Origin of the sequence: Maribacter litoralis, from assembly GCF_902506355.1 — a bacterium.
Taxonomy (GTDB): Bacteria; Bacteroidota; Bacteroidia; order Flavobacteriales; family Flavobacteriaceae; genus Maribacter; species Maribacter litoralis.
On the sequence record NZ_LR733271.1, the window covers coordinates 3,758,632 to 3,780,523 of the forward strand.

Below are 21,892 nucleotides of genomic sequence, written 5' to 3' on the forward strand. Positions count from 1 at the left end.
TTGGTTATGCTATAATAATTTCTTTGTCCACTATTTTGCCGTCTACCATAGTTAATTTACGATCTGCCATTTCGGCTAATTCAGCGTTGTGGGTAACAATAACAAAGGTTTGTCCAAACTTCTCCCTTAATTCAAAAAATAGTTTGTGAAGATTATCTGCGCTTTCTGAGTCTAGATTCCCACTAGGTTCATCTGCAAAAATTATAGAAGGATTGTTAATCAAAGCACGGGCTACAGCTACTCGTTGCTGTTCACCACCTGATAGTTCTGAAGGTTTATGGTCATACCTATGAGATAGTCCTAAGAAGTCCAAAAGTTCTTTGGCTCTAACTTCTGCCTTGGCTTTGGGTGTCTTTTTTATAAAGGCAGGTAGACATACATTTTCAATTGCCGTAAACTCAGGTAATAACTGATGAAACTGAAAAATGAAGCCGATATGTTCATTTCTGAATTTTGCCAAATCCTTATCGTTAAGATTTGTGGTTTCAATGTTATTGATCAGTAACGTGCTATCTTTCCTGTTCGATTGTACATCTAAAGTTCCCAGTATTTGCAATAAGGTAGTTTTACCGGCACCAGACGCACCAACAATAGAAACTATTTCACCTTTCTTTATGTGGAGGTCAACTCCTTTTAATACCTCTAAGTCTCCGTAATATTTATGAATGTTAGAAGCTTTGATCATAAGTAAGGTTGTGTTTAATGTTCTAGTATGTTGAAATTCAAAATTAATGAAAAAGGAGCTTGCTAAAAATAGAAATCGAGGATTACTTCTCCTTAATTTGATTCTGATCGATTATTTATGACTATACAGCAATGTGAACTATTTATGATATTTTTACGTTTGTTGATGAAAGAAAACGCTAAATTTGTTCAACCTAAACTTAATTAGGTTAAACATAAAATTAATAACATGTCCCCGTATAGAAATTTAGAAGAATATAATCTTGAAATTACCGATGAAGTAAAAAATAGATACTCATCTATAATTGATGAAATTGGTGAAGATGTAGCAAGGGAAGGGTTAGTGAAAACACCGGAACGTGCAGCAAAGGCAATGTTGTTCTTAACGCAAGGGTACAAGCAAGATGCTGTTGAAATTTTAAAAGGGGCTATGTTCAAAGAAGATTATGATGATATGGTCATCATTAAGGATATAGAATTATATTCTCTTTGCGAGCACCATATGTTGCCATTTTTTGGAAAGGCACATATAGCTTATATACCTAATGGACATATTGTTGGTTTAAGTAAAATACCAAGGGTAGTGGATGTTTTCGCTAGAAGGTTACAAGTGCAAGAAAGATTAACACATGATATATTGGAGTGTATAAACAATACATTGAAACCAAAAGGTGTCGCAGTTGTTATAGAGGCTTCGCACATGTGTATGATGATGCGTGGTGTACAAAAACAAAATTCGGTAACTACAACTTCAGGATTTAGAGGTCAGTTTGAGAAAATTGAAACTAGAAATGAATTCTTAAAATTAATAAGCGCTAAACTTTCTTGATAAGACGTAAACTTCACCTCAAAATAATATATAAAATTTGGCATCTTTGTTGCATTCTTTAATTAGAATAACTAATTTTTCAATATGTCAATTTTAAAAGATAAAAAATATAAGCAACTCTTTTTGGGGTTGCTTTTTGATGGTATAGGTATGCTATCATTTGCAATACCTTTTGTAGGTGAGTTTTCCGATATAGTATGGGCACCGTTATCCGCTTGGTTAATGACGCGTATGTACAAGGGTAAGATCGGGCAGGCAGCTGGTATATTTACCTTTATAGAAGAAATTGTACCAGGCTTCGATTTAATACCTTCTTTTACTTTAATGTGGTTATATACCTATGTATTAAGTGGTTCTAAAAAAGGCAGAACAATAGAAGTGTAAAAGAAACATTTATTGCAAATATTCTTTAACTTTAGCTCAAATATTACGCATTTTGAAGAGAAGAAGTTTTGTTGCAAAATCTAGTTTAGGTGGTTTGGCCGCCTTACTAGGAGTAGAGATTGTTTTTAAAGAATTAATGCCCGAAGGCTACACTCCCGTAGCTTTACAAGATTCCGATCCATTTAAATTATTCAATAAGGACAAAGATATGGTTGTTCTAAATGACAAACCATGGAATATTGAGGCGCAAGCTCATTTATTAGATGATAAAGTGACTCCCAATAAGTCCATTTTTGTTCGTAACAACGGACTCATTCCTGAAAATATAGATGTAGAGAATTGGACGCTTACCATTGATGGCGAATCTGTTAAGCAGGAAAAAACATATTCCCTTTCCGAATTAAAATCAAAATTTAAGCACCATACCTATCAATTGACATTAGAATGTGGTGGTAATGGTAGAAGTGAATTCGATCCACCGGCGAAAGGAAATCAATGGACTATAGGAGCTGTATATTGTGCAAGCTGGACAGGTATTAGATTACGTGATGTTTTAGAAGATGTTGGTATCAAGGACGATGCCGTTTACTTTGGTTATCACGCTGCAGATGTGCATTTGAGTAGAGACCCAACAAAGGAACCAATTTCTAGGGGTGCACCTATGTCTAAAGCATTGCAAGATGAAACTATATTGGCTTTTAAAATGAACGGAGAGGACATACCATTAGCCCACGGTTATCCATTACGGGTAATTGCCGGTGGTTGGCCAGCTTCGGTTTCTGGAAAATGGTTGCAACGTATCAGTATTAGAAATATAGTTCATGATGGCACTAAAATGACAGGTACGGCTTATCGAGTGCCTTGTAAACCGGTGGCACCGGGTGAAAAGGTAGCAGATGAAGATATGTGCATTATTGAGTCTATGCCCGTAAAATCGTTAATTACTTATCCTAAAACTGGGGCTACCTTGTCTAAAGGAAAGAAATTAAATATTAGAGGGCATGCATGGGCAGGTGAACTTGAAGTTGCAAAAATGGAATATTCCATAGATTTTGGCGCTACTTGGTCATCGTGTATTTTAGAAAAACCGGCTAATCGTTTAGCTTGGCAGCATTTTTCTGCAGCAATTTCATTTCCTCAAGAAGGATATTATGAAGTTTGGGCAAAAGCTACGGATTCTAATGGGGTTAGTCAACCTATGTTATTACCTGGGTGGAATCCAAAAGGGTATTTGAACAATGCCTGTCATAGGATAGCCGTAAAAATCGCATAGATGAAAAAGCAGAATCATGATAAGCTAAAACGCGATTTTCAGGAATTATATAGAAAGACAATATTAGCTTGTGCCGTTATTGGTATTGGTGCAATTATACTAGTGTATTTAATTGTGGATCCAGGTTTGTCCGCTTTTAAAACGGATGTACCACAAACCGAGCTGGTAAGTGTTCCTGAAGATGACGATTACGATAAAATAGAAAATGGAATTCATGTTCGTACCGGATTTATTGATGCCCCAGGAATGATGGTTACCGTTCAAAACTGTACCAACTGTCATTCTGCTAAGTTGGTAATGCAGAACCGAATGAACGAAGAACGCTGGAAATCGACCATTAAATGGATGCAAGAAACTCAAAACTTGTGGGATTTGGGAGAGAATGAAGCTGTTATCATCAATTATTTAGTAACTAATTATCCGCCTAAAAAAGTGGGTAGGAGAGCGGTACTCACAGATATTGAGTGGTATCAACTTTAGGAATAAAAATAAAAAAGCCTTTGAATTTAATTCAAAGGCTTTTTTAACAATATGTTTTTTTATTCTACTGTTACAGTAAAAGTTTGAGCAATGTCGGTTTCTCCACCAGCGTCAGCTAAAGTACCGTCATTTGGCTTGGTTGGCTCATGACGCAATGTAATTGTAATAGTACCAGTACCTGCATCACCTGTTGTCAATTCAAATTCAATACCTACTGGATTTCCATCATCATCTTCATCAGAATAAGTTACCTCTGAAAGAGAGCCTGTTAGTCCAAAGAAAAACTGGTGCTCGTCAGCTTCTTCTTCCACTTCTTCGGTAATATCTTCTTCTGGTGTTTCAGTTTCGTTCAATAATACAATACTTCCTGAATAGGTAGTGTTAGCGGTTAAATTGTCTGCAGTTACTACTGGTGCATCTGGTCCGTCACCATCCAAATCTTGAGATTGCAGTGTAGCTGTACCAGCTGTGCTAGTTAAACTAACCTTCATAGTAGTAATAATTTCTTCTTCGTTTACTATTTCGGGTGTATCGTCATCACTAGAACATGATGTCATTACCGTAGCCATTAAACTTAATGCTAAAACTGTTTTTAAGGTTTTGTTTCTTTTCATAGTTGTACTTGTTTTCATTTGTTAGTAATCGTTAGTATTAATAGTTAAAAATTAGGCGCAGATTAATATTTCTGCCCATATCGTCTGCAAAGTATCGTTGGCGATTTAAGTAATCACGATAATTTGTATTCAGTAAATTGGTTGCACTTAAACCAATTGTTAAATCATTTTTGTTCTTTAATGTGAATGACGCTTCGGTATTTAACGCCAATAGGTGATAAGCATCTGGCGGAGTGTTGATGTCCAAGATTACATTTTCTTGTTGCTCTGGGGAATAAACCTCAATGTTCTCTGGGTATCTAGTTTGTTCAAATACATACTGGCTTTCTAAACTAATTAGAAAGTTGTTCCACCTAGGGTTGGTATATGAAATGCTGTTTGTGAAATTAGCTGCAGGTATATGAATTAACGGAGTGTCCGTTTCCGTATCTGTACCTCTTACCCAAGCAAACTTGTGATCTGTTCTAATACCAGACGACCAATTATTGTATAATGAAGCATCTACACCTAATAAAACGGCATCGGTCTGTCTATAAGACCATACCGGGAAAGCTCCTCTAATCGTGAATTCTACACCAGTTGGTTCAACCAGTATGAAATCATTAATACTATTTAAAAAGGGAGCGACCGTATAGCCCCATTTATTGGTATTTCTTTCTAATGATGCAGAAAATTTGGAAGATGTTTCGCTCTTTATTCTTAAATCGCCCAATTCGATACGTGCCGCAGAATGGTGCAGGCCGTCACTAAATAATTCTGAAGGGTTTGGAGCCCTCTGTGCGTATGCATAGTTAAAGCGTAAATGATCTTTGCCATTAATTTCGTAATGAAAACCTAATGTGCCGGAAAAGTTATGGTAATCAAAAACAGGATTGGTAAGTAACTGAGTGCCTAGGTCTTCAAGAATAATATCGGAGAAGTCTACATCATACCCGCGTTCTTCCCATCTAGAGGTTCTGTAAAATTTCTTAGCATCTATTCTGCTAAAGTCGTATCGGGCTCCTGCATCTAAGGTCCAATCATTATTAAGCTCATAGCTTCCTATGGCAAAGAGACCAAAGTCGTATTTATCGTAATCAGGAATAAGTCTCCTTACACCAGTATCAGGATTTGCGAAGTTTGTTTGATATCTACCTAACGCTCCAACCTTAAAATCCAAGCCTTGTTTTGCATCGAATTTAATATTGGTTAAAATAGAATGTGTGGTTAGCTTAAGGTCTAATGAAGCTTTATCGGCATCATCGCCTACACGAACATCGTATTCAAATCTTCTATTTTGTTGAAAATCATACTGTGTGGTCCACTTACCAAAACCTTCAAATCTTCGGTAATAACTTAATTTTCCTAAATGGTGGGTAACCTCTTGGTACGGTTGGTCTATATCATAAGTAAAATCATTGATAACACTAGGCACATCACTATTAATAGCTGTAATTAAATCATCTATATTACCAATATGTGAGGCTCTTAAAATGCCAATTTCTGAATTGAAATAGGAATAATAACCCTCCCAACCCTGTATAAAATCGCGCTTTCCAATACTTAATGAAGCTCCGCTTTCTTTTATACCTGTATTTGATAATATGTAATCTGGTGCTTCTAAATCTCCCAGTCTTTTATATGAACCCTGACCTTTTATGTAGAGCCCAGATTTATATGATTTGGTCAATGATGATGTTATATTTCCCCCACGACCGTTTGACGCAAGATTAAGTTGTGTTTTACCAAATAAGGAGTCCGTTCTTACTATTGGTAGTGGCTCAAGTACGATAACCCCACCAATGGCATCACCGCCATATTCAATAGCTGCAGCACCTTTAATAACGCTGATGTTTTGATTTGCATTAACGTCTACATTTGGGGCGTGTTCTTCTCCCCACTCCATATCCTGCATACGAACATTGTTGTTTAGTATTAAGATTCTACTACCATTTAACCCTTGTATAACCGGTTTAACAATATTGCCTCCGGTATTTAAGGTAGAAACTCCGGCGATCTTTTTTAAAGCGTCCCCTAAACTTTTACCACTGTTTTGTTCTATGTCTTTTACCGATAAAATATTTTCTTGTCCTGAGTTAGTGTTTTTTGGAACATCACCAACAACTTTAACTTCTTTTAATTCTTCCAAGTGGTGCTCTAATCGAATCTCTGAATACGTGTCCCCATTTATGGTCAATGTCACAAATTTGGTAGTACACTCCGGATGCGAAATTTCAAGCTCTATAATACCATCGCAAAGTTGCTTAATGCTGAACTTGCCATTCTCTTTTGATGTGGCTGTATAGTCTTTACCTGTAATATTAATAGTTGCACCACTCAACGGACTGTTGTCATGGAAATCAACTATTTCTCCTAATAATATTGAATTACAATCTTGAGCATATATCAACGTGCTACAAAAGATTGCGAAAACATATAAATAATACTTCATTGTATAAGTTTAGCGCTATTGTAAATCGATCTAAATATTTACCGATTTAATAAAATGGATGGGATACTAAGCCAGGAAGGGTGGGGGGCGACCAAAAGTTGAATACCTAAAATAGGTAGAAGTTACCTTTGTTGAAAAAGGTATCAGTTTTTTTTCGGTAATGATAAGTGCCGAAGCAATTACGAACAATAAAATGGCTACAAAAGTAAATTCAGAATTTTGATTTTGAACAGCCAAATCACAGATACTACAGTTTTCTATGGTGTCTGCAGTATTATCTTGATGCGTATAGACATGAAAAGAGGTTACCTTAATTAGCATAAGGCAAAACAACGTGAATACAGAAAAATATGTAAATATTGAGTTCTTCACTTCGCTAAAGTACTAAAAGATGAAGAACTGTATGTTAAAGAAAACCAAACAGAGGTGTGTTAGAATAAAAATCCAAGTCCAATTCTCTTCAACATTTTCTTCTCAAAAGCCCAGAAGAAATTAAATTGCCCAAATAACCATCCATAAATTATCAATAATACTTGATAGAAAGGGAAAATTAATAAAATTCGTAATGTCCAGTACAATGGACCTCCCCACCAAGCTTCAGAAAAATTTTCTTGTTGAAGACCAATTAAGTTTAAAAAAGGTTTAGCTACATATACAGATGAAGATCCCGTAATAGCAAATACAACAAATATGATGATTAATTGAAAATTACTGGTTATTCCCCAGCGTTCCTTTAATTTCTGCATGACTTCTATTAAAAGGGTCAAATATACTTTTTATATACGTGGTATAAAAGGACCTAAACGCTGATTGTATTTTCTTTGGAAGTAAATAAAATAATTATATAGCTTGTAGTTTACCTCGTAGCCATAATCTATTTGCCTAGAATAGTCTATTTGCATTTCATATAGATTAGGATTGTAGCGTGATGGCTGTAGCACTCTTTGGTTCCATTCCAGTACCATTATTTGGTTTCTGTTTTCTAAGAAACTTTGCGAGTAATAACCTTCTGGTTTGGCTATTGATGCAAGCCAAATATTAAAACCAGGTTCTATGATTATTATCTCATATTCTGTTTTATCACTTGCAATTAAAACGGTATCTCCTTCTACTTGATTGAAAACCTCTTTTTCATCTTCGGTGATGGACAATGATTTGTTGCTTGTACCGCAATTTAAAAGTAAAGCAAAACAAATACCTGCCAAGACAATGTATGTAACTTTAAAACTCTTCTTTTTCATAGAATTTAAGATACAAAAAAAGCCGCTTGTTTTTACAAGCGGCTTAGATATAAAAGGTTTAGGTGTTATTTCCCAAAAAGACCTCCTAAAAGACCTCCTAGACCACCTTGTTTTTTGTTGCTTCCCATAACCATACCTGCAACATCATCTAAAATGCTTCCGTCGCCATCGGCATCTAATAATGAAGTAATCAAACTCTGGTTTTCTTGTGGTTGACCACCAAGCATACTACCTAAAAGAGCATTCATACCTGTACCATCACTTACATTACTTTGTGCTGTTTGCTTACCTAAAAAGCCCATTACGATAGGAGCTGCAATTTTTAGAATTTGAGCAACTGATCCTGAATCTAAACCGGACTTTGCACTTAAGGCACTTTCAACCTGTGGTTGTTTACTTCCGAAAACGTGACCTAAAATACCGGCACCGTCGTTCATTACACTTTCATCTACGCCACCGCTAAACAAACCTCCTAGGTTATCTAATATACCACCACTATGGTTGCTCGACAATGCACTCATTAAGCCTTGAGCACCTTCTGGTGTAGAGACATTTTTTTTCATTGCACCAAGTATTAATGGCATAGCCATACTAAGTACATTAGCGGTTTTGTCTTCAGGTTGGTTGGTTTGACCAGCTACACCGCTAATTAATTGTTGCCCCATTGGGCTATTTAATAAATCTAATAATCCTGCCATTGTAATAGTTAATTTAATGTTTATGCCGTAAAATACGAAAAAGAGTCAATAAATTATGCTATTGAGCGCCTAATTTAGCAAAGTAATAATTTGCTCTGCCAATTCTTCACCTATTCTCTCTTGGGCTTCTAAGGTTGCAGCCCCAATATGCGGAGATAAAGATATGCTTGAGTGCATTAAAATTTTAATCTCTGGCTTTGGTTCAGATTCATATACATCTAAACCCGCAAATGCAACTGTACCGTTTTCCAATGCATCGATCAAAGCAACTTCATCTAGAACTCCACCTCTGGCTGCATTTACAATACCAACACCTTTCTTCATCTTGGAAAATTCCGATTTTCCTAGAACGTAGTTGTCTTGACCAGGTATATGCAATGAAATGTAATCGGCATTTTTAAGTAAATCATTTTTACTTGTATTGGTTAAACTAAAAGACACTTTTTGACCGTCAAAAAAATCAAGGTCGATTTTAGCTTCTGCAACATCGGGATCACAATAAACAACCTTCATTCCTGCGCCTATCGCTAGTTTAGCGGTTGCTTGTCCAATATTTCCAAATCCGAAGATACCAAGGGTTTTGCCTCTTAATTCGGTACCTTTTGAATAGGATTTTTTTAATCCTTTAAAATTACTATCGCCTTCTAAAGGCATATTTCTATTGGCGTCATATAAAAAACGTGCACCACCAAAAAGGTGGGCAAATACCAATTCTGCTACAGATTCTGATGATGCAGCCGGTGTATTGATAATGTGTATGCCTTTGGATTTTGCATGAGCAACATCAATATTATCCATACCAACACCACCTCTGCCTATTAGTTTTAGGGTAGGGCAGGCGTCTATTAAATCTTTTCTTACTTTGGTAGCACTACGTACCAATAATGCATCAATTTTGTTCTCGTTGATATAATTGACCAACTGTTCTTGCGCAACAGTGGTTGTCAATACGTTAAACCCAGCTTTCTCTAAAGTGGTGATACCATTTTGAGAAATACCGTCATTAGCTAATATCTTCATTTGTTTTCCTAAAATTTTATTGTTGTGTTCAGAATGGATCGCAACAATTATCCTTTTCGTTCCATTTCGCTCATGACATCAACCAATACGCCAACACTGTCCAACGATAATGCGTTATACATACTTGCTCTGTAACCACCAACTGAACGGTGTCCGTTTAAACCGTTTATACCAGCCTCTTTCAACATATCGTCAAAAGTAGTTTTTAAGGCATCATCGGTTAGGTTGAATGTAGCGTTCATTAAAGAACGATCTTCCACATTGGCAAAGCCTTCAAAAACCGGATTTAAATCGATTTCAGAATATAGTAATCTTGCCTTTTTTTCATTTATCTCTTCTATGGCAGCAATACCACCAAGATTTTTTAACCATTCTAATGTAAGCATAGAAGTATATACCGCAAATACAGGAGGCGTATTGAACATGCTATCTTTTGCTATATGTACTTGGTAGTCTAGCATTGAAGGGATTTTTCTAGATACTTGACCTAATATTTCTTCTTTTACTACCACTAAAGTAGTACCTGCTGGACCCATATTTTTTTGAGCACCCGCATAAATAAGGTCAAATTGAGAAAAGTCTAAACTTCTTGAGAAGATATCAGAACTCATATCGCAAACAAGAGGACAATCGGTCTTTGGAAATTTTTTGAACTGAGTACCAAAAATGGTATTGTTCGATGTAATATGTAAATAATCTAACCCTGAAGGTACAGAATAGCCTTTGGGAATATATTTGAAACTTTCATCTTTAGATGATCCTACCTCTACAATTTCACCAAACAATTTGGCTTCTTTTATTGCTTTGTCGCTCCATGTACCGGTATTTAAATAACCGGCTCTTTTTTCCAATAGGTTATAGGCAACCATTAAAAACTCCATGCTTGCACCACCTTGAAGAAACAATGCTTTATATCCTTTATCTTTTAGGTCTAGCAGTTCTAATGCCAATGACCTTGCATTTTCCATTACTGCAACAAAATCTTTACTTCTATGTGAAATTTCAATAAGTGAAAGTCCAGAACCATTAAAGTCCATTACAGATTCAGAAGCTTTTAACAATACTTCTTTTGGTAATATACAAGGACCGGCACTAAAATTATGTTTTTTCATCTTGTGTGTAATTTAAGATTGCAAAGGTCAGGATTTTTTGAAGATTTTTATAAACTATTCGGTATTTAATTCTTGGAAGTGTTCAACAAGAATTTAATAGTATCTATACCATCGGCATAGTCGTTTAACTTAGGTTTTTGTGTGTTACCAAAGACAATTTCATCTTCGGTAAAGCCTGATGCTACAATACACTGTAAATTATCTTTATTTGTGTAAAGCTTGTTTTTTAGGGAATCTTCATCAGTATAATACTCAAAAAATAATGAAGCTATTGGTGAACCAAAACTTTCTTCTTCTTTTAGAATTAAAAATCCATTGTCCAAAATCTTAAACTCGCTCATTAAATAAACAGCTTTATTGTAGTCATAATTATTAGCATATTTATTATGATTTATGATATCGCTATGCTTGAACATTGCTTTGTAGAAAGTGTCGATATTGTAATCTTTAGGAATATAAATTTTTGAAACACTTCTACATCCTAATCCAAAATACCTGAATATATCTTCACCAAGTGCTATTAGTTCCTCTTCGGTTTCGTTGCCTCTTAAAACTGCAACGGAGTTTCTGTTTTTACGTATAATGTTCGGTTTTTTTCCAAAATAATATTCAAAGTAGCGTGCCGTATTGTTGCTTCCGGTTGCAATAACCGCATCATAATAATCTAATTTTTCTTTGGTAAAGGTTACGGATTCTTTAAGTGTTGGCTCAACATCTATTAAGTAATCGATAAGTAACGGAATTAGTTTTTGGTCGTTACTCGATAATTTTACCAAAGCTTTGTTCCCAGTAATTAAAACGCATAAAAGGTCATGAAAACCGACTAAAGGTATATTACCGGCTAATATTAATGCAACAACCTTTTCACTATTGGCACTTAAATCATATTTGCTCAGCCACTCTTCAAGATTCTTTTTGGTAAGTGCATTGCCCCATTCTTTAAAAGCATGCATACAATTCTCTTCTGTAAACCAGCCATTATAATGTTGGGCTCTTTCAGCTTCCGATTTAAATGCACTTATCCATTTGTCATTTAAATGATCTGAAAGGGTGTTTTGTTCTATTAAATCACAAAATGTTCTTAGAAAATTTCCAAGTTTAACAAAAGCTTCTATCGTTAGGTTGCTATGGGTCATTATATTTGTATACTAGATTGGTAGAGATTACCTTTGTGCAAAAATAAGCATGCCCGTTGTTTTTTGGGCATTTTAATGAAGAAGAAATTATGGCAATTATAATAACAGACGAATGTATAAATTGTGGGGCTTGTGAACCGGAATGCCCTAACACTGCAATTTATGAAGGAGCAGATGAATGGAGATATAGCGATGGTACGTCTTTAGAGGGTAATGTTGTTTTGCCCGATGGTAAAGAGGTCGATGCAGGTGAAGTGCAAGAGCCTATTAGTGATGAAGTATATTATATAGCTCCGGATAAATGTACTGAGTGTATGGGCTTTCATGAAGAGCCTCAGTGCGCAGCGGTTTGCCCTGTAGATTGTTGTGTTCCAGATGATGATCATGAAGAAACAGAAGAAGAGCTTTTGGCTAAGCAGCGCTTTATGCACCCTGAATAACCTGGTCAGTAAAATTTTGGATACTAAGTAAGAGATAAATTTTAATTTCCTTTTTAGGGATTTCAATAGTTGAATTCTAATAAAATAAAAAAAGCTACCTAAATCAATAGGTAGCTTTTTTATTAAATAAACTAAATCAAAATCAAAACTTATAATTTAAAGATAAGTTGAACATGGTTCCTAATTGACTAAAGTGGTAACCGTCATACGTCATTTGAGAATAACGTTGGTTGAAGGTAATTGCGTTTGATTCATTCTGAAGTTGAGTTAACCCGGAAGCAGTAATGGAAGTGTCATTTATTATTGCAGTACCTGCATCATTATTCGCTTTAAATTCCCATTCCGGTAAAACATTAAATATATTATTGATGTTTAAAGCTAAGGTCAACTTTTCGGTTGCATTGAAGTTTACACCCAAATCAGTTACAATTTTTGGTATAAATTCAGTTCTTAAATCAGGGCTTAAATCTCCTTGCTGAAATGTGGTTTTACCGAAATATGTATTGTTCAGTGAAAAGGCAAATTTATCAAGTTCATAATTAGCACCTAAAATCCACTTTGATACTGGTCTAGAGGTGAAAAATAACGCTTCTTGAGTAGCATTTACAACTGATTGACCAGCATTTTCAATTAACTCTGGGTTTTTTACTGCTCCATCACGTTCATTTTGAATAGTATAATTACCGGCAAGACTAAAATTAAGAACACCAGAACCTAGCTCAATATTATTGTAGTTAGCGACTAAATCAATACCTGAAGTTCTAGTATCGATAGCGTTAACAAAGAAGCTTAAATCTGCTAAATTATTATCTCTTAATACATCATCAAGTGGATTGGTTCCAATATTATTGCCATCAGCATCGAAAGCTGTTCCTGTAATTTCTGTACTTAAAACGATTCTGTCTTTAACTGCGATATTATAATAATCAACAGTAAACTTGAAATTATTTGATATTTTTGCTCCAAAACCAACAGTAAAGTTATTGGACTTTTCAGCATCAAGTTTTGGAATACCTAAAAACTGAGCTTGAGGTGATACATTGTTAACTAAACCACCAACTACGATTCCACCTCCGCTAAAACTATATTGAGCTTTTTGTGTGTAAATCTGATGTAAGGTAGGTGCCCTAAATCCGGTAGAAACAGAACCTCTTAAGGTAATTTTATCATCGGCAAATTTATACCTTGAACTTAGCTTCCATACAAACGCATTTCCAAAATCAGAATAATTTTCAGTTCGAATAGTTCCATTAATTAAGAAATCTTCGTTAACGTCGTAAGCTAAATCAAAATATCCACCTATGTTATAACGGCTCCACGTACCTGAATTTTCAGGTTGATTACCTGCAAAAGAATCTGCGCCACCTCCATCATGGGAAGCTAAACCACCTTCAATAACTTCAAAATTCTCAACTCTAAATTCAGCACCAATACCGATACTTATTTTACTTGAAAGAATTTTGGAAATATCAATATTTCCAACATTATGAGAAAATCTTGTACCCCCAGGATCAAATGAAGTAGGACTATTTTCTTGATATAAGTTTGTGCCTGGTACTAATTCACCTTCATCAATTACTCCATCTTCATTAATGTCATTATGTGTAATCTCAGACAAAACAACATTTCTGTTATGGGTGTTGTTCACTTTGTAAGTCTGTGAGTTGCCACCTGTCGTAAAACTTGCGTCTATATTCCAGTCATTCTTTACGGTTTTAAATCCTATAGTCGCGTTGTAATCACTTAAATCACCTTCAAATGTTGGAACGTAACCATCATAACCACCTGCATTATTTGGGTTTTCACCAGGGAAAAAATCTGCTAAATAGGGAAAATCTTCAACTGTTCTCCAGTATGGGGTTCTGTAATTGGCAAAACTATTTACTTTTTTATATACATAAGCTGCATTGGCGTACAATTTAGTGTTTTCACTTAATTCATATCCTAAATTTACTTCAAACTTAGCTGCGGCAGTTTCAGGAGAACCGTTAATATTACCAGCGTCTGGGCGTCTTGATAAAAACTCTTGCACAACTCCTAAATCTGCACCAAAACCTGTGTTTCCGTCAGCTTCACCTAATGCGCTTACCGTGCCTGGTCTATTTGCTAAATTCACTTTAGATAAATCAACAGTATAGTTTATAAAACCTTTGTCTTCCCCAATAGATGAACCATTGTTAACAGCGACTCCGAACATTTCACCATCACCTTCAGAGGTTATACCTGTTCTTATTGTTGCAGAACCCTCATTTGGAGAATCTTTAAGTATTATGTTCATTACACCAGCAATAGCATCAGATCCATACTGTGCAGATGCGCCATCTCTAAGAATTTCCACTCTTTTGATCGCATCGGTTGGTATTGCAGAGATATCGGCACCAGTTTCACCACGACCAGGAGATGTTTGTGTATATAATAACGCACTTAAATTTTTACGTTTACCATTTATTAATATCAATGTTCTGGAAGGTCCCATATTTCTAATTTCATAGGGATCTAATAAAGAGGTTGCATCGTTAACTGGTGTTTGTACCGTATTAAAAGAAGGGATTTTATACTGTAATGCTTTGTCAAAAGTTGCTTGACCTGTGGAACTTAAATCTTTGGCACCAATGACATCTACAGGTAATGGGGTGTCTGCATTACTTCTTGGTGCCGTACGAGAACCTACTACAATAAATTCATCAAGTTGCATTCCTTCTGATAGCTTAACGTTAATATTGCTTTTTCCGGCTGTAGCAACTTCTTGAGTGGCAAAACCAATATAGCTGAAAACCAATGTGCTATTGTCATTAATATTGATTGTGTAATTACCATCAAAATCAGAAGTGGTACCGTTGGTTGTACCCTTTTCAACAATATTAACTCCGGCTAAAGGCGTCCCTGAAGCATCGGTAACTTGACCGCTAACCGTATTTTGCACTTTTTCGGTCAAAGTCATTGCAGAAATACCGTTAGTGTTTGAATCGACTTTTAAAATCTTAGCTCTTTGCGGTTTTTTATGGTAAACTACATAATACTTATTACCTAAATATTCAAAATCAAAACTAGTTTTACGTTCTAGTTTATTAATGATTTTATCCAATACTGGAAACTTATATTCCTCAGGATTTAAACTGGTGTTAGATACCAGTGTTGGGTTATAAGTGAAGTAGACTTCGTGTTTTTCACTTATTTCATTTAAGAACTCACTTAGGGTCACCTTTTCTTTGAGTTCGTCAGAAGCCTTCATGCTCATACTGCTCGTAAATAGCAGTACTGCAATAAGCATTCTCATTAGTTTTTTTGTTCTCATAAATAAATAGTTTAGTTAATAAATAGGGTTTTCTTGTACGCGTAAAATATTTCCTTTGTTAATTATTCTTGTTCCGGTCGCCTTTTCAATAGCGGCTATACATATTTTTAGGTTCTGATTGGGGATACCACCAGATATGGGAATTTTCATTAATTCGGTAGCCGAGTATTGTACCTCAATACCGTACGTCAACTCTAAGTTGGTCATTACATCTTTAAGAGGTATTTCGTTAAATGCGTAAGTACCACCTCTCCATAAAGCATATGGTGTTTCCACATCTACGCGTTTATGAAGTAATTTTTTACTTTCATTGGAAAAGGATACCATTTCGCCAGGTATCATTTTAGCCACTTCTCCATTCTTAAATTCTAAATGAATAGAACCTTCATCAAGAACTACATTGGTTTTTTGTTTTCTTGTATTTACATGAAACTGGGTTCCCAAGACTTCAACTTTAAGGTCGTTGGTAATAACCCAAAACTTTGCATTGGTACTGGGTATTGACTTTACTTTGAAATAAGCTTCACCTTTTAAGTTTAGTAGACGAGGGTTCTCCTTATCATATGATATCTCTGAGTTTCCGTTCAAAACCACAGATGTGCCGTCTGGTAATTTTAGGTCGATAATTTCACCATAATTGGTTTTATGAATTGTGGTAGACTGGTTGGTGATATATGTTAAACTACTATAACCGACAAGAATTAATAGTACAGCAGCTGCAGTGGAAAGGAGTACTGTATTTAGTGAATGTACTTTTTTGGATTTTGTAGGGGCAGGAATGTCAATATCTATTTTGTTCAATACTTTAGATAAGGCTTCTTCTACAATACTATTACTAGGATAGTCTTGATTAAAATTAATACCGGTAATTATAGATTTTGCATTTTCTACTGTTTCTAGATGTTCAGGGTTGTTCTGTATCCAGTTATTCCAATAGGATACATCATTTTTGTTTAAATCTTTTGCCCAGTTTTCAAAAGATGCATCGTTAAGAAAATATTGTAGATTGAAATTGTGCTTCTTGTCCATTTAGTAAGGTGTTCCATTTATAAGAGATGTAACTCTTAAAAACATACCCTACCAAATTCAATTTTTTTTCAAAATATTTTTAATTTGCTGATTTTCAGAAGCTTTTCTGAGTTTTGATAATGCTTTTTGCAACACGTTTAATACACTTTGGTAGTTCATATCCATAACTTCAGCAATATCAGTACTCTTCATTCCGCTATAATATTTTAAATACAGAACTTCTTTTTGTCTTGGTGATAGTTTGTTGATTAGATTAGCTAAGGTAGATGTGCATAAAAACTGAATCTCTTGATGTATGGAGATTTCTTCTGGTGAAAAAGTGAAATTAGATTTGAATAGTTGTGCTTCAGAAACGGGAATATTCTTCTGGTTCTTTTGTAGTTGATTGATCAATCTTCTTTTAAAGGAAACGAATAAATAAGCTTTTAAATTTTTTATCTCGTTTTGCTTTTCTCGTTCTTCAAATAATTGAACGAAAAAGTTCTGGAGACAATCTTCTGTTAAATTTCGATTGTTACTAAGCTTTAAACCATACACATATAATTGAGGATAGTACTTCTTGAAAAGGAGACTGAAGCCATTAGCTTCGCCCTTTTTAAAGAAATACCATATTGTTTCATCTGAATGAAGTTCCATATAATTTGTGCATGTTCTGTACTGCAAAGTATGAAATATTTCTTAAAAAATGTTAAATTTTCAATATTTAACCATCGTTCAGCTAAATTATTTGAATAATATTTAAATATATCGTATGAAAATTAAAGAATATGTTAGGTGTAAAAATGAATGCAAATTGTATTGGTAAAAACTATATTTGCACTCTTGAAATATTCTAAATTATGAAAGCAGGTATTGTAGGATTGCCAAACGTTGGTAAATCAACACTTTTTAATTGTTTGTCCAATGCTAAGGCGCAAAGTGCAAACTTTCCGTTTTGTACTATTGAGCCTAATATTGGAGTGGTTAATGTGCCAGATTCAAGATTGGAAAAACTAGAGGAATTAGTAAACCCAGAAAGGGTATTGCCTGCAACTGTAGAAATAGTTGATATTGCCGGTTTGGTAAAAGGAGCCAGTAAAGGTGAAGGTTTAGGAAATCAGTTTTTAGGAAATATCCGTGAAACGGATGCAATTCTTCATGTTCTTCGTTGTTTTGACAACGATAACATAGTTCACTTAGACGGTAGTGTTGATCCAATTAGGGATAAGGAAACTATAGATATGGAACTTCAGTTAAAAGACTTGGAGACCGTAGATAAAAAATTGGAAAAAGTAAAAAGAGCGGCAAGAACAGGAAATAAAGATGCACAAAAAGAAGAGGCTGTGCTACTTGCTATAAAAAACGGATTGGAAGCTGGTTCTTCTGTAAGGGCAATTGAAATAGACGAGGAGTCAAGAATTGAGTTTGTAAAGCCATTACAGTTTATTACCGATAAGCCAGTAATGTATGTTTGTAATGTTGATGAAGATGCTGCTGTAGATGGAAACTCATATGTTGAAAAGGTGAAAGAAGCAGTTGCGGCAGAAAATGCAGAGGTGATATTCTTAGCTGTTGGCACCGAGGCTGATATTACTGAATTGGAAACTTATGAAGAGCGCCAAATGTTTTTGGAGGATTTAGGTTTAGAAGAACCTGGATCTGCAAAATTGATTCGTGGGGCATATAAATTGTTGGATTTGGAAACCTATTTTACCGCTGGTGTAAAGGAAGTTCGTGCTTGGACTATTCCTGTTGGCGCAACAGCGCCACAAGCAGCTGGAGTTATACATACAGATTTTGAAAAAGGTTTTATTCGTGCAGAAGTTATTGCTTATGATGACTATGTTGCTTTTGGGAGTGAGTCAAAAGTGAAAGAAGCGGGTAAAATGAGAGTAGAAGGTAAAGAGTATATAGTTAAAGATGGTGATGTAATGCATTTCCGTTTTAATGTTTAATGTTCATATATAGTCAACCGATCTCGTAGCATCTTTAATTCTTGCTCTAGTCGGTTGACTTTTTCTATCATATGGTTTAAGGTGTCTATTCCTTCCATATTTATACCTAAATCATTACGCAACCTATATATACGTTCAATTTCTACTATATGATGGGGTTGAACATAACTTTTATTATCAATACGTTGCACCTCGATCATATCAAATTCCAAAAGGTCATCAATGAATTCTAAAGGGGTCTGTGTTTGTTTGCAATACACCTCTATCTGTATATAATTTTCCAAATTCATAATTATCTCAATTCTGATAGTTGTTTAAATAACTCTTTTTCCTTTTGTGAAAGTTGCGTTGGTATGGCTATTTTATAAGTGATGTATAAATCACCAAAAACACCTTTCTTTTTATAAACCGGCATACCTTTACCCTTTAGCTTTACTTTGGTGTCATTTTGCGTTTCTGGTTTTATTTTTAATTTAACTTTACCAGTTAAAGTGTTAATCTCTATTGAGTTTCCTAAGACGGCATCATAAAGGGAGATAGATTCATTTTTGTATAAATCATTTCCTACTCGTTGAAAATCCGTGTTATTGTAAATTTCAAAAGTGAGGTATAGATCTCCTTTTGGTCCGCCATTTACACCTTCGCCTCCGTAACCTGCTATTTTTATGGTTTGCCCGTCTTCCACGCCTGCAGGTATTGTAATTCTAATTTTTTTGTTGCCCAGATCCAAGGTCTGTTTTTGGTCTTCAAGAATATCCAACAGATTCTGTTTTAACGTTGCATTTAAGTCTTGACCTTTAAATTGCGTAGCTCTGCGACCAGCTCCGCCGCCAAATCCTCCACTGCCGAACATGGATTCAAAGAAATCTGAAAAATCCTCTTGCCCACTATAATTGGTGTAGGAACTGTTTCTGTTTGCCGTTGAGCTGCGTTGGTTTCGTTTAGCTTCTTCAAAAGCATCGGCATGCTCCCAATCTTTGCCATACTGATCGTACTTTTTTCTTTTTTCGGGATCGCCCAACACTTCGTTGGCTTCATTTATACGTTGAAATTTCTCCTGTGCGGTTTTGTCGTTCGGATTAACATCTGGGTGAAACTTGCGGGCAAGTTTTCTGTATGCTTTTTTAATTTCTGCTTGAGTAGCCGTTTTGTCTAGTTCAAGAATTTTATAGTAGTCGATAAATTCCATAAGTATTCAAAATCTTCTTTAAAGATATTTAATTGATGAAAAATCAACAATGACATGCGTCAGTAATTATTTGTTCATTTATTATAATTTTTAATGCTAAAATTATCCGTTAATTGGTAACTTCTGTAATGGCTATCAACAAAAAGGAATAATTAATTGTTAATTACTTTAACAGTCAGGTATTTTATCTTTTGCCGAGTGGTGCTATCTTTAGCGCAACTTTCATAAATTTTATTCTATGGCTCAAGACTCTCAATATACTGAAGATAACATACGCTCGCTCGATTGGAAAGAACATATCCGATTAAGACCTGGTATGTATATTGGTAAGTTAGGAGACGGTTCTTCTGCCGATGACGGTATCTATATTCTTTTAAAAGAAGTTATAGATAACTGTATTGATGAATTTGTAATGGGTGCCGGAAAAACCATTGAAATTTCCATTAAGGATAAAGTGGTAAAGGTTAGGGATTACGGTCGTGGCATACCTTTGGGTAAAGTTGTAGATGTGGTTTCTAAAATGAATACCGGTGGTAAGTATGACAGCCGTGCATTTAAAAAATCGGTTGGATTAAACGGGGTTGGTACAAAGGCGGTAAATGCGCTATCCAGTTTCTTTGAGGTGCAATCTTCTAGGGATAATCAAATAAAGACCGCTCAGTTTAGCTCTGGTAATCTAGAAAGTGAAGTTGGTCCTGAAGAAACCAGTAAACGTAAAGGAACCAAGGTTACCTTTATACCAGACGAAACTATATTTAAGAATTACAAGTATAGAAATGAGTATGTAGAACGCATGCTCAAAAACTATGTTTACCTAAACCCAGGGTTGACCATTGTTTTTAATGGTGAAAAATTTCATTCTGAGAACGGATTAAAGGATCTTTTGGAGGATAACAACAATGTAGAAGATATGTTGTATCCGGTTATTCATCTAAAAGGTGAAGATATAGAAGTCGCCATTACACATAGCAAAACGCAATATAGCGAGGAATATCATTCATTTGTAAACGGGCAACATACTACCCATGGTGGTACGCACCAAGCAGCATTTAGAGAAGCGATCGTAAAGACCATACGTGATTTTTATGGTAAGTCTTATGATGCTTCCGATATTCGAAAGTCGATTATATCTGCTATTTCAATTAAGGTGATGGAACCTGTTTTTGAAAGTCAGACAAAGACAAAATTGGGTTCTACGGATATGGGAGGAGATTTTCCTACCGTACGTACGTATATTAATGATTTTGTTGGCAAATACTTAGATAATTACCTGCATAAAAATGCAGAAACTGCCGAGAAGCTTCAGCGTAAGATCATGATGGCAGAGAAGGAGCGTAAAGAATTATCGGGTATTCGAAAACTTGCGCGCGATAGAGCTAAGAAAGCTAGTCTGCACAATAAAAAATTGCGTGATTGTAGAGTTCATTTGAGCGATATGAAAAATGATCGTAGACTAGAAAGTGCTTTGTTCATAACCGAGGGAGATTCTGCATCTGGTTCTATAACGAAGTCTCGTGACGTAAATACACAAGCTGTTTTTAGTTTAAAAGGAAAGCCTTTGAACTCTTACGGTATGTCGAAAAAGATTGTATATGAAAATGAAGAGTTCAATCTTTTGCAGGCGGCATTGAATATTGAGGAGTCTATCGAAGACTTAAGATATAATAATATTATCATCGCTACTGATGCCGATGTAGATGGTATGCACATTCGCCTGTTGTTAATAACCTTCTTTTTGCAATTTTTCCCAGAGCTGATAAAAGAAAACCATTTGTATATTTTACAAACACCATTATTTAGAGTTCGAAATAAGAAGGAAACTATATATTGCTATAGTGATGAAGAACGACAAAATGCGATAAACAAATTATCAGGTAAACCAGAAATTACCCGCTTTAAGGGGTTAGGTGAAATTTCGCCAGATGAGTTTAGGCACTTTATTGGTGATGATATTCGTTTAGAGCCTATAATGCTCGACAAGGCGATGTCCATAGAAGAATTACTGAGTTTTTATATGGGTAAAAACACACCGGATAGACAGAAATTTATAATCAACAATCTTAAAGTAGAAGTTGATTTGATAGAAGATAAAGTAGTATAAAT

At 35.2% G+C, this 21,892-nt stretch carries 22 protein-coding genes; 7 read left to right on the forward strand and 15 right to left on the reverse strand.

What is annotated here, in order from left to right; all coding sequences use genetic code 11:
• Nucleotides 1-4: 4 nt before the first annotated feature.
• Entirely contained in the window at nt 5-685 is a 681-nt protein-coding gene (locus EXIGUO8A_RS15805; protein ID WP_159303900.1) for an ABC transporter ATP-binding protein, read from the reverse strand.
• A gap of 228 nt (nt 686-913) precedes the next feature.
• On the opposite strand from EXIGUO8A_RS15805, the gene folE reads away from it, so the two are divergent.
• The 4 genes from folE (at nt 914) to EXIGUO8A_RS15825 (ending at nt 3,650) form a co-directional block, all read left to right on the forward strand.
• The gene (gene folE / locus EXIGUO8A_RS15810; RefSeq protein WP_116768902.1) at nt 914-1,513 is read left to right on the forward strand and encodes a GTP cyclohydrolase I FolE; all 600 of its coding nucleotides are present in this window, start codon (nt 914-916) and stop codon (nt 1,511-1,513) included.
• A gap of 84 nt (nt 1,514-1,597) precedes the next feature.
• Nucleotides 1,598-1,897, forward strand: coding sequence for a hypothetical protein (locus EXIGUO8A_RS15815; RefSeq protein WP_159303901.1), 300 nt, complete (start codon nt 1,598-1,600; stop codon nt 1,895-1,897).
• A 52-nt stretch (nt 1,898-1,949) separates the two neighbouring features.
• Complete coding sequence (locus EXIGUO8A_RS15820; protein WP_159303902.1) at nt 1,950-3,170, forward strand: sulfite oxidase; 1,221 nt, start codon at nt 1,950-1,952, stop codon at nt 3,168-3,170.
• Nucleotides 3,171-3,650, forward strand: coding sequence for a monoheme cytochrome C (locus EXIGUO8A_RS15825; RefSeq protein WP_159303903.1), 480 nt, complete (start codon nt 3,171-3,173; stop codon nt 3,648-3,650).
• Between the two features lie 59 nt (nt 3,651-3,709).
• Here EXIGUO8A_RS15825 and EXIGUO8A_RS15830 read toward each other — a convergent pair whose 3' ends face one another.
• From EXIGUO8A_RS15830 to EXIGUO8A_RS15870, 9 genes are all read right to left on the reverse strand, one after another.
• The gene (locus tag EXIGUO8A_RS15830) at nt 3,710-4,264 is read right to left on the reverse strand and encodes a type 1 periplasmic binding fold superfamily protein (protein WP_159303904.1); all 555 of its coding nucleotides are present in this window, start codon (nt 4,262-4,264) and stop codon (nt 3,710-3,712) included.
• Between the two features lie 37 nt (nt 4,265-4,301).
• A complete protein-coding gene (locus EXIGUO8A_RS15835; protein ID WP_159303905.1) occupies nt 4,302-6,695 on the reverse strand; it encodes a TonB-dependent receptor in 2,394 nt (797 codons plus the stop codon).
• Nucleotides 6,696-6,761: 66 nt separating this feature from the next.
• Nucleotides 6,762-7,016, reverse strand: coding sequence for a hypothetical protein (locus tag EXIGUO8A_RS15840; protein ID WP_159303906.1), 255 nt, complete (start codon nt 7,014-7,016; stop codon nt 6,762-6,764).
• A 110-nt stretch (nt 7,017-7,126) separates the two neighbouring features.
• The gene (locus EXIGUO8A_RS15845; RefSeq protein WP_116768908.1) at nt 7,127-7,441 is read right to left on the reverse strand and encodes a DUF6787 family protein; all 315 of its coding nucleotides are present in this window, start codon (nt 7,439-7,441) and stop codon (nt 7,127-7,129) included.
• 30 nt (nt 7,442-7,471) lie between these two features.
• Nucleotides 7,472-7,936 (reverse strand): DUF6146 family protein, encoded by a 465-nt coding sequence (locus tag EXIGUO8A_RS15850; RefSeq protein WP_159303907.1) that lies wholly within the window; start codon nt 7,934-7,936, stop codon nt 7,472-7,474.
• 65 nt (nt 7,937-8,001) lie between these two features.
• Complete coding sequence (locus EXIGUO8A_RS15855; protein WP_071342101.1) at nt 8,002-8,634, reverse strand: DUF937 domain-containing protein; 633 nt, start codon at nt 8,632-8,634, stop codon at nt 8,002-8,004.
• A gap of 69 nt (nt 8,635-8,703) precedes the next feature.
• Nucleotides 8,704-9,654 (reverse strand): D-2-hydroxyacid dehydrogenase, encoded by a 951-nt coding sequence (locus EXIGUO8A_RS15860; protein WP_159303908.1) that lies wholly within the window; start codon nt 9,652-9,654, stop codon nt 8,704-8,706.
• A gap of 47 nt (nt 9,655-9,701) precedes the next feature.
• The gene (gene serC / locus EXIGUO8A_RS15865; RefSeq protein ID WP_159303909.1) at nt 9,702-10,766 is read right to left on the reverse strand and encodes a 3-phosphoserine/phosphohydroxythreonine transaminase; all 1,065 of its coding nucleotides are present in this window, start codon (nt 10,764-10,766) and stop codon (nt 9,702-9,704) included.
• A gap of 65 nt (nt 10,767-10,831) precedes the next feature.
• Nucleotides 10,832-11,902, reverse strand: coding sequence for an acyl-CoA reductase (locus EXIGUO8A_RS15870; protein ID WP_159303910.1), 1,071 nt, complete (start codon nt 11,900-11,902; stop codon nt 10,832-10,834).
• Between the two features lie 89 nt (nt 11,903-11,991).
• Between EXIGUO8A_RS15870 and EXIGUO8A_RS15875 the strand changes: the two genes are divergently transcribed.
• The gene (locus tag EXIGUO8A_RS15875; RefSeq protein ID WP_116770097.1) at nt 11,992-12,342 is read left to right on the forward strand and encodes a 4Fe-4S dicluster domain-containing protein; all 351 of its coding nucleotides are present in this window, start codon (nt 11,992-11,994) and stop codon (nt 12,340-12,342) included.
• Between the two features lie 142 nt (nt 12,343-12,484).
• On the opposite strand, the gene EXIGUO8A_RS15880 is transcribed toward EXIGUO8A_RS15875, so the two are convergent.
• The 3 genes from EXIGUO8A_RS15880 to EXIGUO8A_RS15890 all read right to left on the reverse strand — a co-directional run bounded on the left by EXIGUO8A_RS15880 (nt 12,485) and on the right by EXIGUO8A_RS15890 (nt 17,302).
• Nucleotides 12,485-15,283, reverse strand: a complete 2,799-nt coding sequence (locus EXIGUO8A_RS15880) for a TonB-dependent receptor (protein ID WP_159304511.1) — start codon at nt 15,281-15,283, stop codon at nt 12,485-12,487.
• Between the two features lie 369 nt (nt 15,284-15,652).
• Nucleotides 15,653-16,666: a FecR family protein gene (locus EXIGUO8A_RS15885; RefSeq protein WP_159303911.1), complete on the reverse strand. Its 1,014-nt coding sequence runs from the start codon at nt 16,664-16,666 to the stop codon at nt 15,653-15,655.
• Nucleotides 16,667-16,723: 57 nt separating this feature from the next.
• A complete protein-coding gene (locus tag EXIGUO8A_RS15890) occupies nt 16,724-17,302 on the reverse strand; it encodes an RNA polymerase sigma factor (protein ID WP_116768915.1) in 579 nt (192 codons plus the stop codon).
• 203 nt (nt 17,303-17,505) lie between these two features.
• Here EXIGUO8A_RS15890 and ychF point away from each other — a divergent pair, with 203 nt between their 5' ends.
• Complete coding sequence (ychF, locus tag EXIGUO8A_RS15895) at nt 17,506-18,600, forward strand: redox-regulated ATPase YchF (RefSeq protein WP_159303912.1); 1,095 nt, start codon at nt 17,506-17,508, stop codon at nt 18,598-18,600.
• Here ychF and EXIGUO8A_RS15900 read toward each other — a convergent pair.
• Complete coding sequence (locus EXIGUO8A_RS15900; protein ID WP_116768917.1) at nt 18,597-18,890, reverse strand: chaperone modulator CbpM; 294 nt, start codon at nt 18,888-18,890, stop codon at nt 18,597-18,599. The genes ychF and EXIGUO8A_RS15900 overlap by 4 nt on opposite strands.
• 2 nt (nt 18,891-18,892) lie before the next feature.
• On the reverse strand, nt 18,893-19,789 hold the full coding sequence (locus tag EXIGUO8A_RS15905) for a DnaJ C-terminal domain-containing protein (protein WP_159303913.1): 897 nt from the start codon (nt 19,787-19,789) through the stop codon (nt 18,893-18,895).
• A 238-nt stretch (nt 19,790-20,027) separates the two neighbouring features.
• Between EXIGUO8A_RS15905 and EXIGUO8A_RS15910 the strand changes: the two genes are divergently transcribed.
• On the forward strand, nt 20,028-21,890 hold the full coding sequence (locus EXIGUO8A_RS15910) for a DNA topoisomerase IV subunit B (protein ID WP_159303914.1): 1,863 nt from the start codon (nt 20,028-20,030) through the stop codon (nt 21,888-21,890).
• Nucleotides 21,891-21,892: the final 2 nt, after the last annotated feature.

Coding starts and splice junctions, on each gene's coding strand:
- EXIGUO8A_RS15805 (WP_159303900.1), bottom strand. CDS start 685: ATGATCAAAGCTTCTAACATTCATAAATATTACGGAGACTTAGAGGTA.
- EXIGUO8A_RS15910 (WP_159303914.1), top strand. CDS start 20,028: ATGGCTCAAGACTCTCAATATACTGAAGATAACATACGCTCGCTCGAT.
- EXIGUO8A_RS15905 (WP_159303913.1), bottom strand. CDS start 19,789: ATGGAATTTATCGACTACTATAAAATTCTTGAACTAGACAAAACGGCT.
- EXIGUO8A_RS15900 (WP_116768917.1), bottom strand. CDS start 18,890: ATGAATTTGGAAAATTATATACAGATAGAGGTGTATTGCAAACAAACA.
- EXIGUO8A_RS15885 (WP_159303911.1), bottom strand. CDS start 16,666: ATGGACAAGAAGCACAATTTCAATCTACAATATTTTCTTAACGATGCA.
- EXIGUO8A_RS15855 (WP_071342101.1), bottom strand. CDS start 8,634: ATGGCAGGATTATTAGATTTATTAAATAGCCCAATGGGGCAACAATTA.
- EXIGUO8A_RS15890 (WP_116768915.1), bottom strand. CDS start 17,302: ATGGAACTTCATTCAGATGAAACAATATGGTATTTCTTTAAAAAGGGC.
- EXIGUO8A_RS15825 (WP_159303903.1), top strand. CDS start 3,171: ATGAAAAAGCAGAATCATGATAAGCTAAAACGCGATTTTCAGGAATTA.
- EXIGUO8A_RS15880 (WP_159304511.1), bottom strand. CDS start 15,283: ATGACTTTGACCGAAAAAGTGCAAAATACGGTTAGCGGTCAAGTTACC.
- folE (WP_116768902.1), top strand. CDS start 914: ATGTCCCCGTATAGAAATTTAGAAGAATATAATCTTGAAATTACCGAT.
- EXIGUO8A_RS15830 (WP_159303904.1), bottom strand. CDS start 4,264: ATGAAAAGAAACAAAACCTTAAAAACAGTTTTAGCATTAAGTTTAATG.
- ychF (WP_159303912.1), top strand. CDS start 17,506: ATGAAAGCAGGTATTGTAGGATTGCCAAACGTTGGTAAATCAACACTT.
- EXIGUO8A_RS15875 (WP_116770097.1), top strand. CDS start 11,992: ATGGCAATTATAATAACAGACGAATGTATAAATTGTGGGGCTTGTGAA.
- serC (WP_159303909.1), bottom strand. CDS start 10,766: ATGAAAAAACATAATTTTAGTGCCGGTCCTTGTATATTACCAAAAGAA.
- EXIGUO8A_RS15870 (WP_159303910.1), bottom strand. CDS start 11,902: ATGACCCATAGCAACCTAACGATAGAAGCTTTTGTTAAACTTGGAAAT.
- EXIGUO8A_RS15815 (WP_159303901.1), top strand. CDS start 1,598: ATGTCAATTTTAAAAGATAAAAAATATAAGCAACTCTTTTTGGGGTTG.
- EXIGUO8A_RS15840 (WP_159303906.1), bottom strand. CDS start 7,016: ATGCTAATTAAGGTAACCTCTTTTCATGTCTATACGCATCAAGATAAT.
- EXIGUO8A_RS15860 (WP_159303908.1), bottom strand. CDS start 9,654: ATGAAGATATTAGCTAATGACGGTATTTCTCAAAATGGTATCACCACT.
- EXIGUO8A_RS15845 (WP_116768908.1), bottom strand. CDS start 7,441: ATGCAGAAATTAAAGGAACGCTGGGGAATAACCAGTAATTTTCAATTA.
- EXIGUO8A_RS15835 (WP_159303905.1), bottom strand. CDS start 6,695: ATGAAGTATTATTTATATGTTTTCGCAATCTTTTGTAGCACGTTGATA.
- EXIGUO8A_RS15850 (WP_159303907.1), bottom strand. CDS start 7,936: ATGAAAAAGAAGAGTTTTAAAGTTACATACATTGTCTTGGCAGGTATT.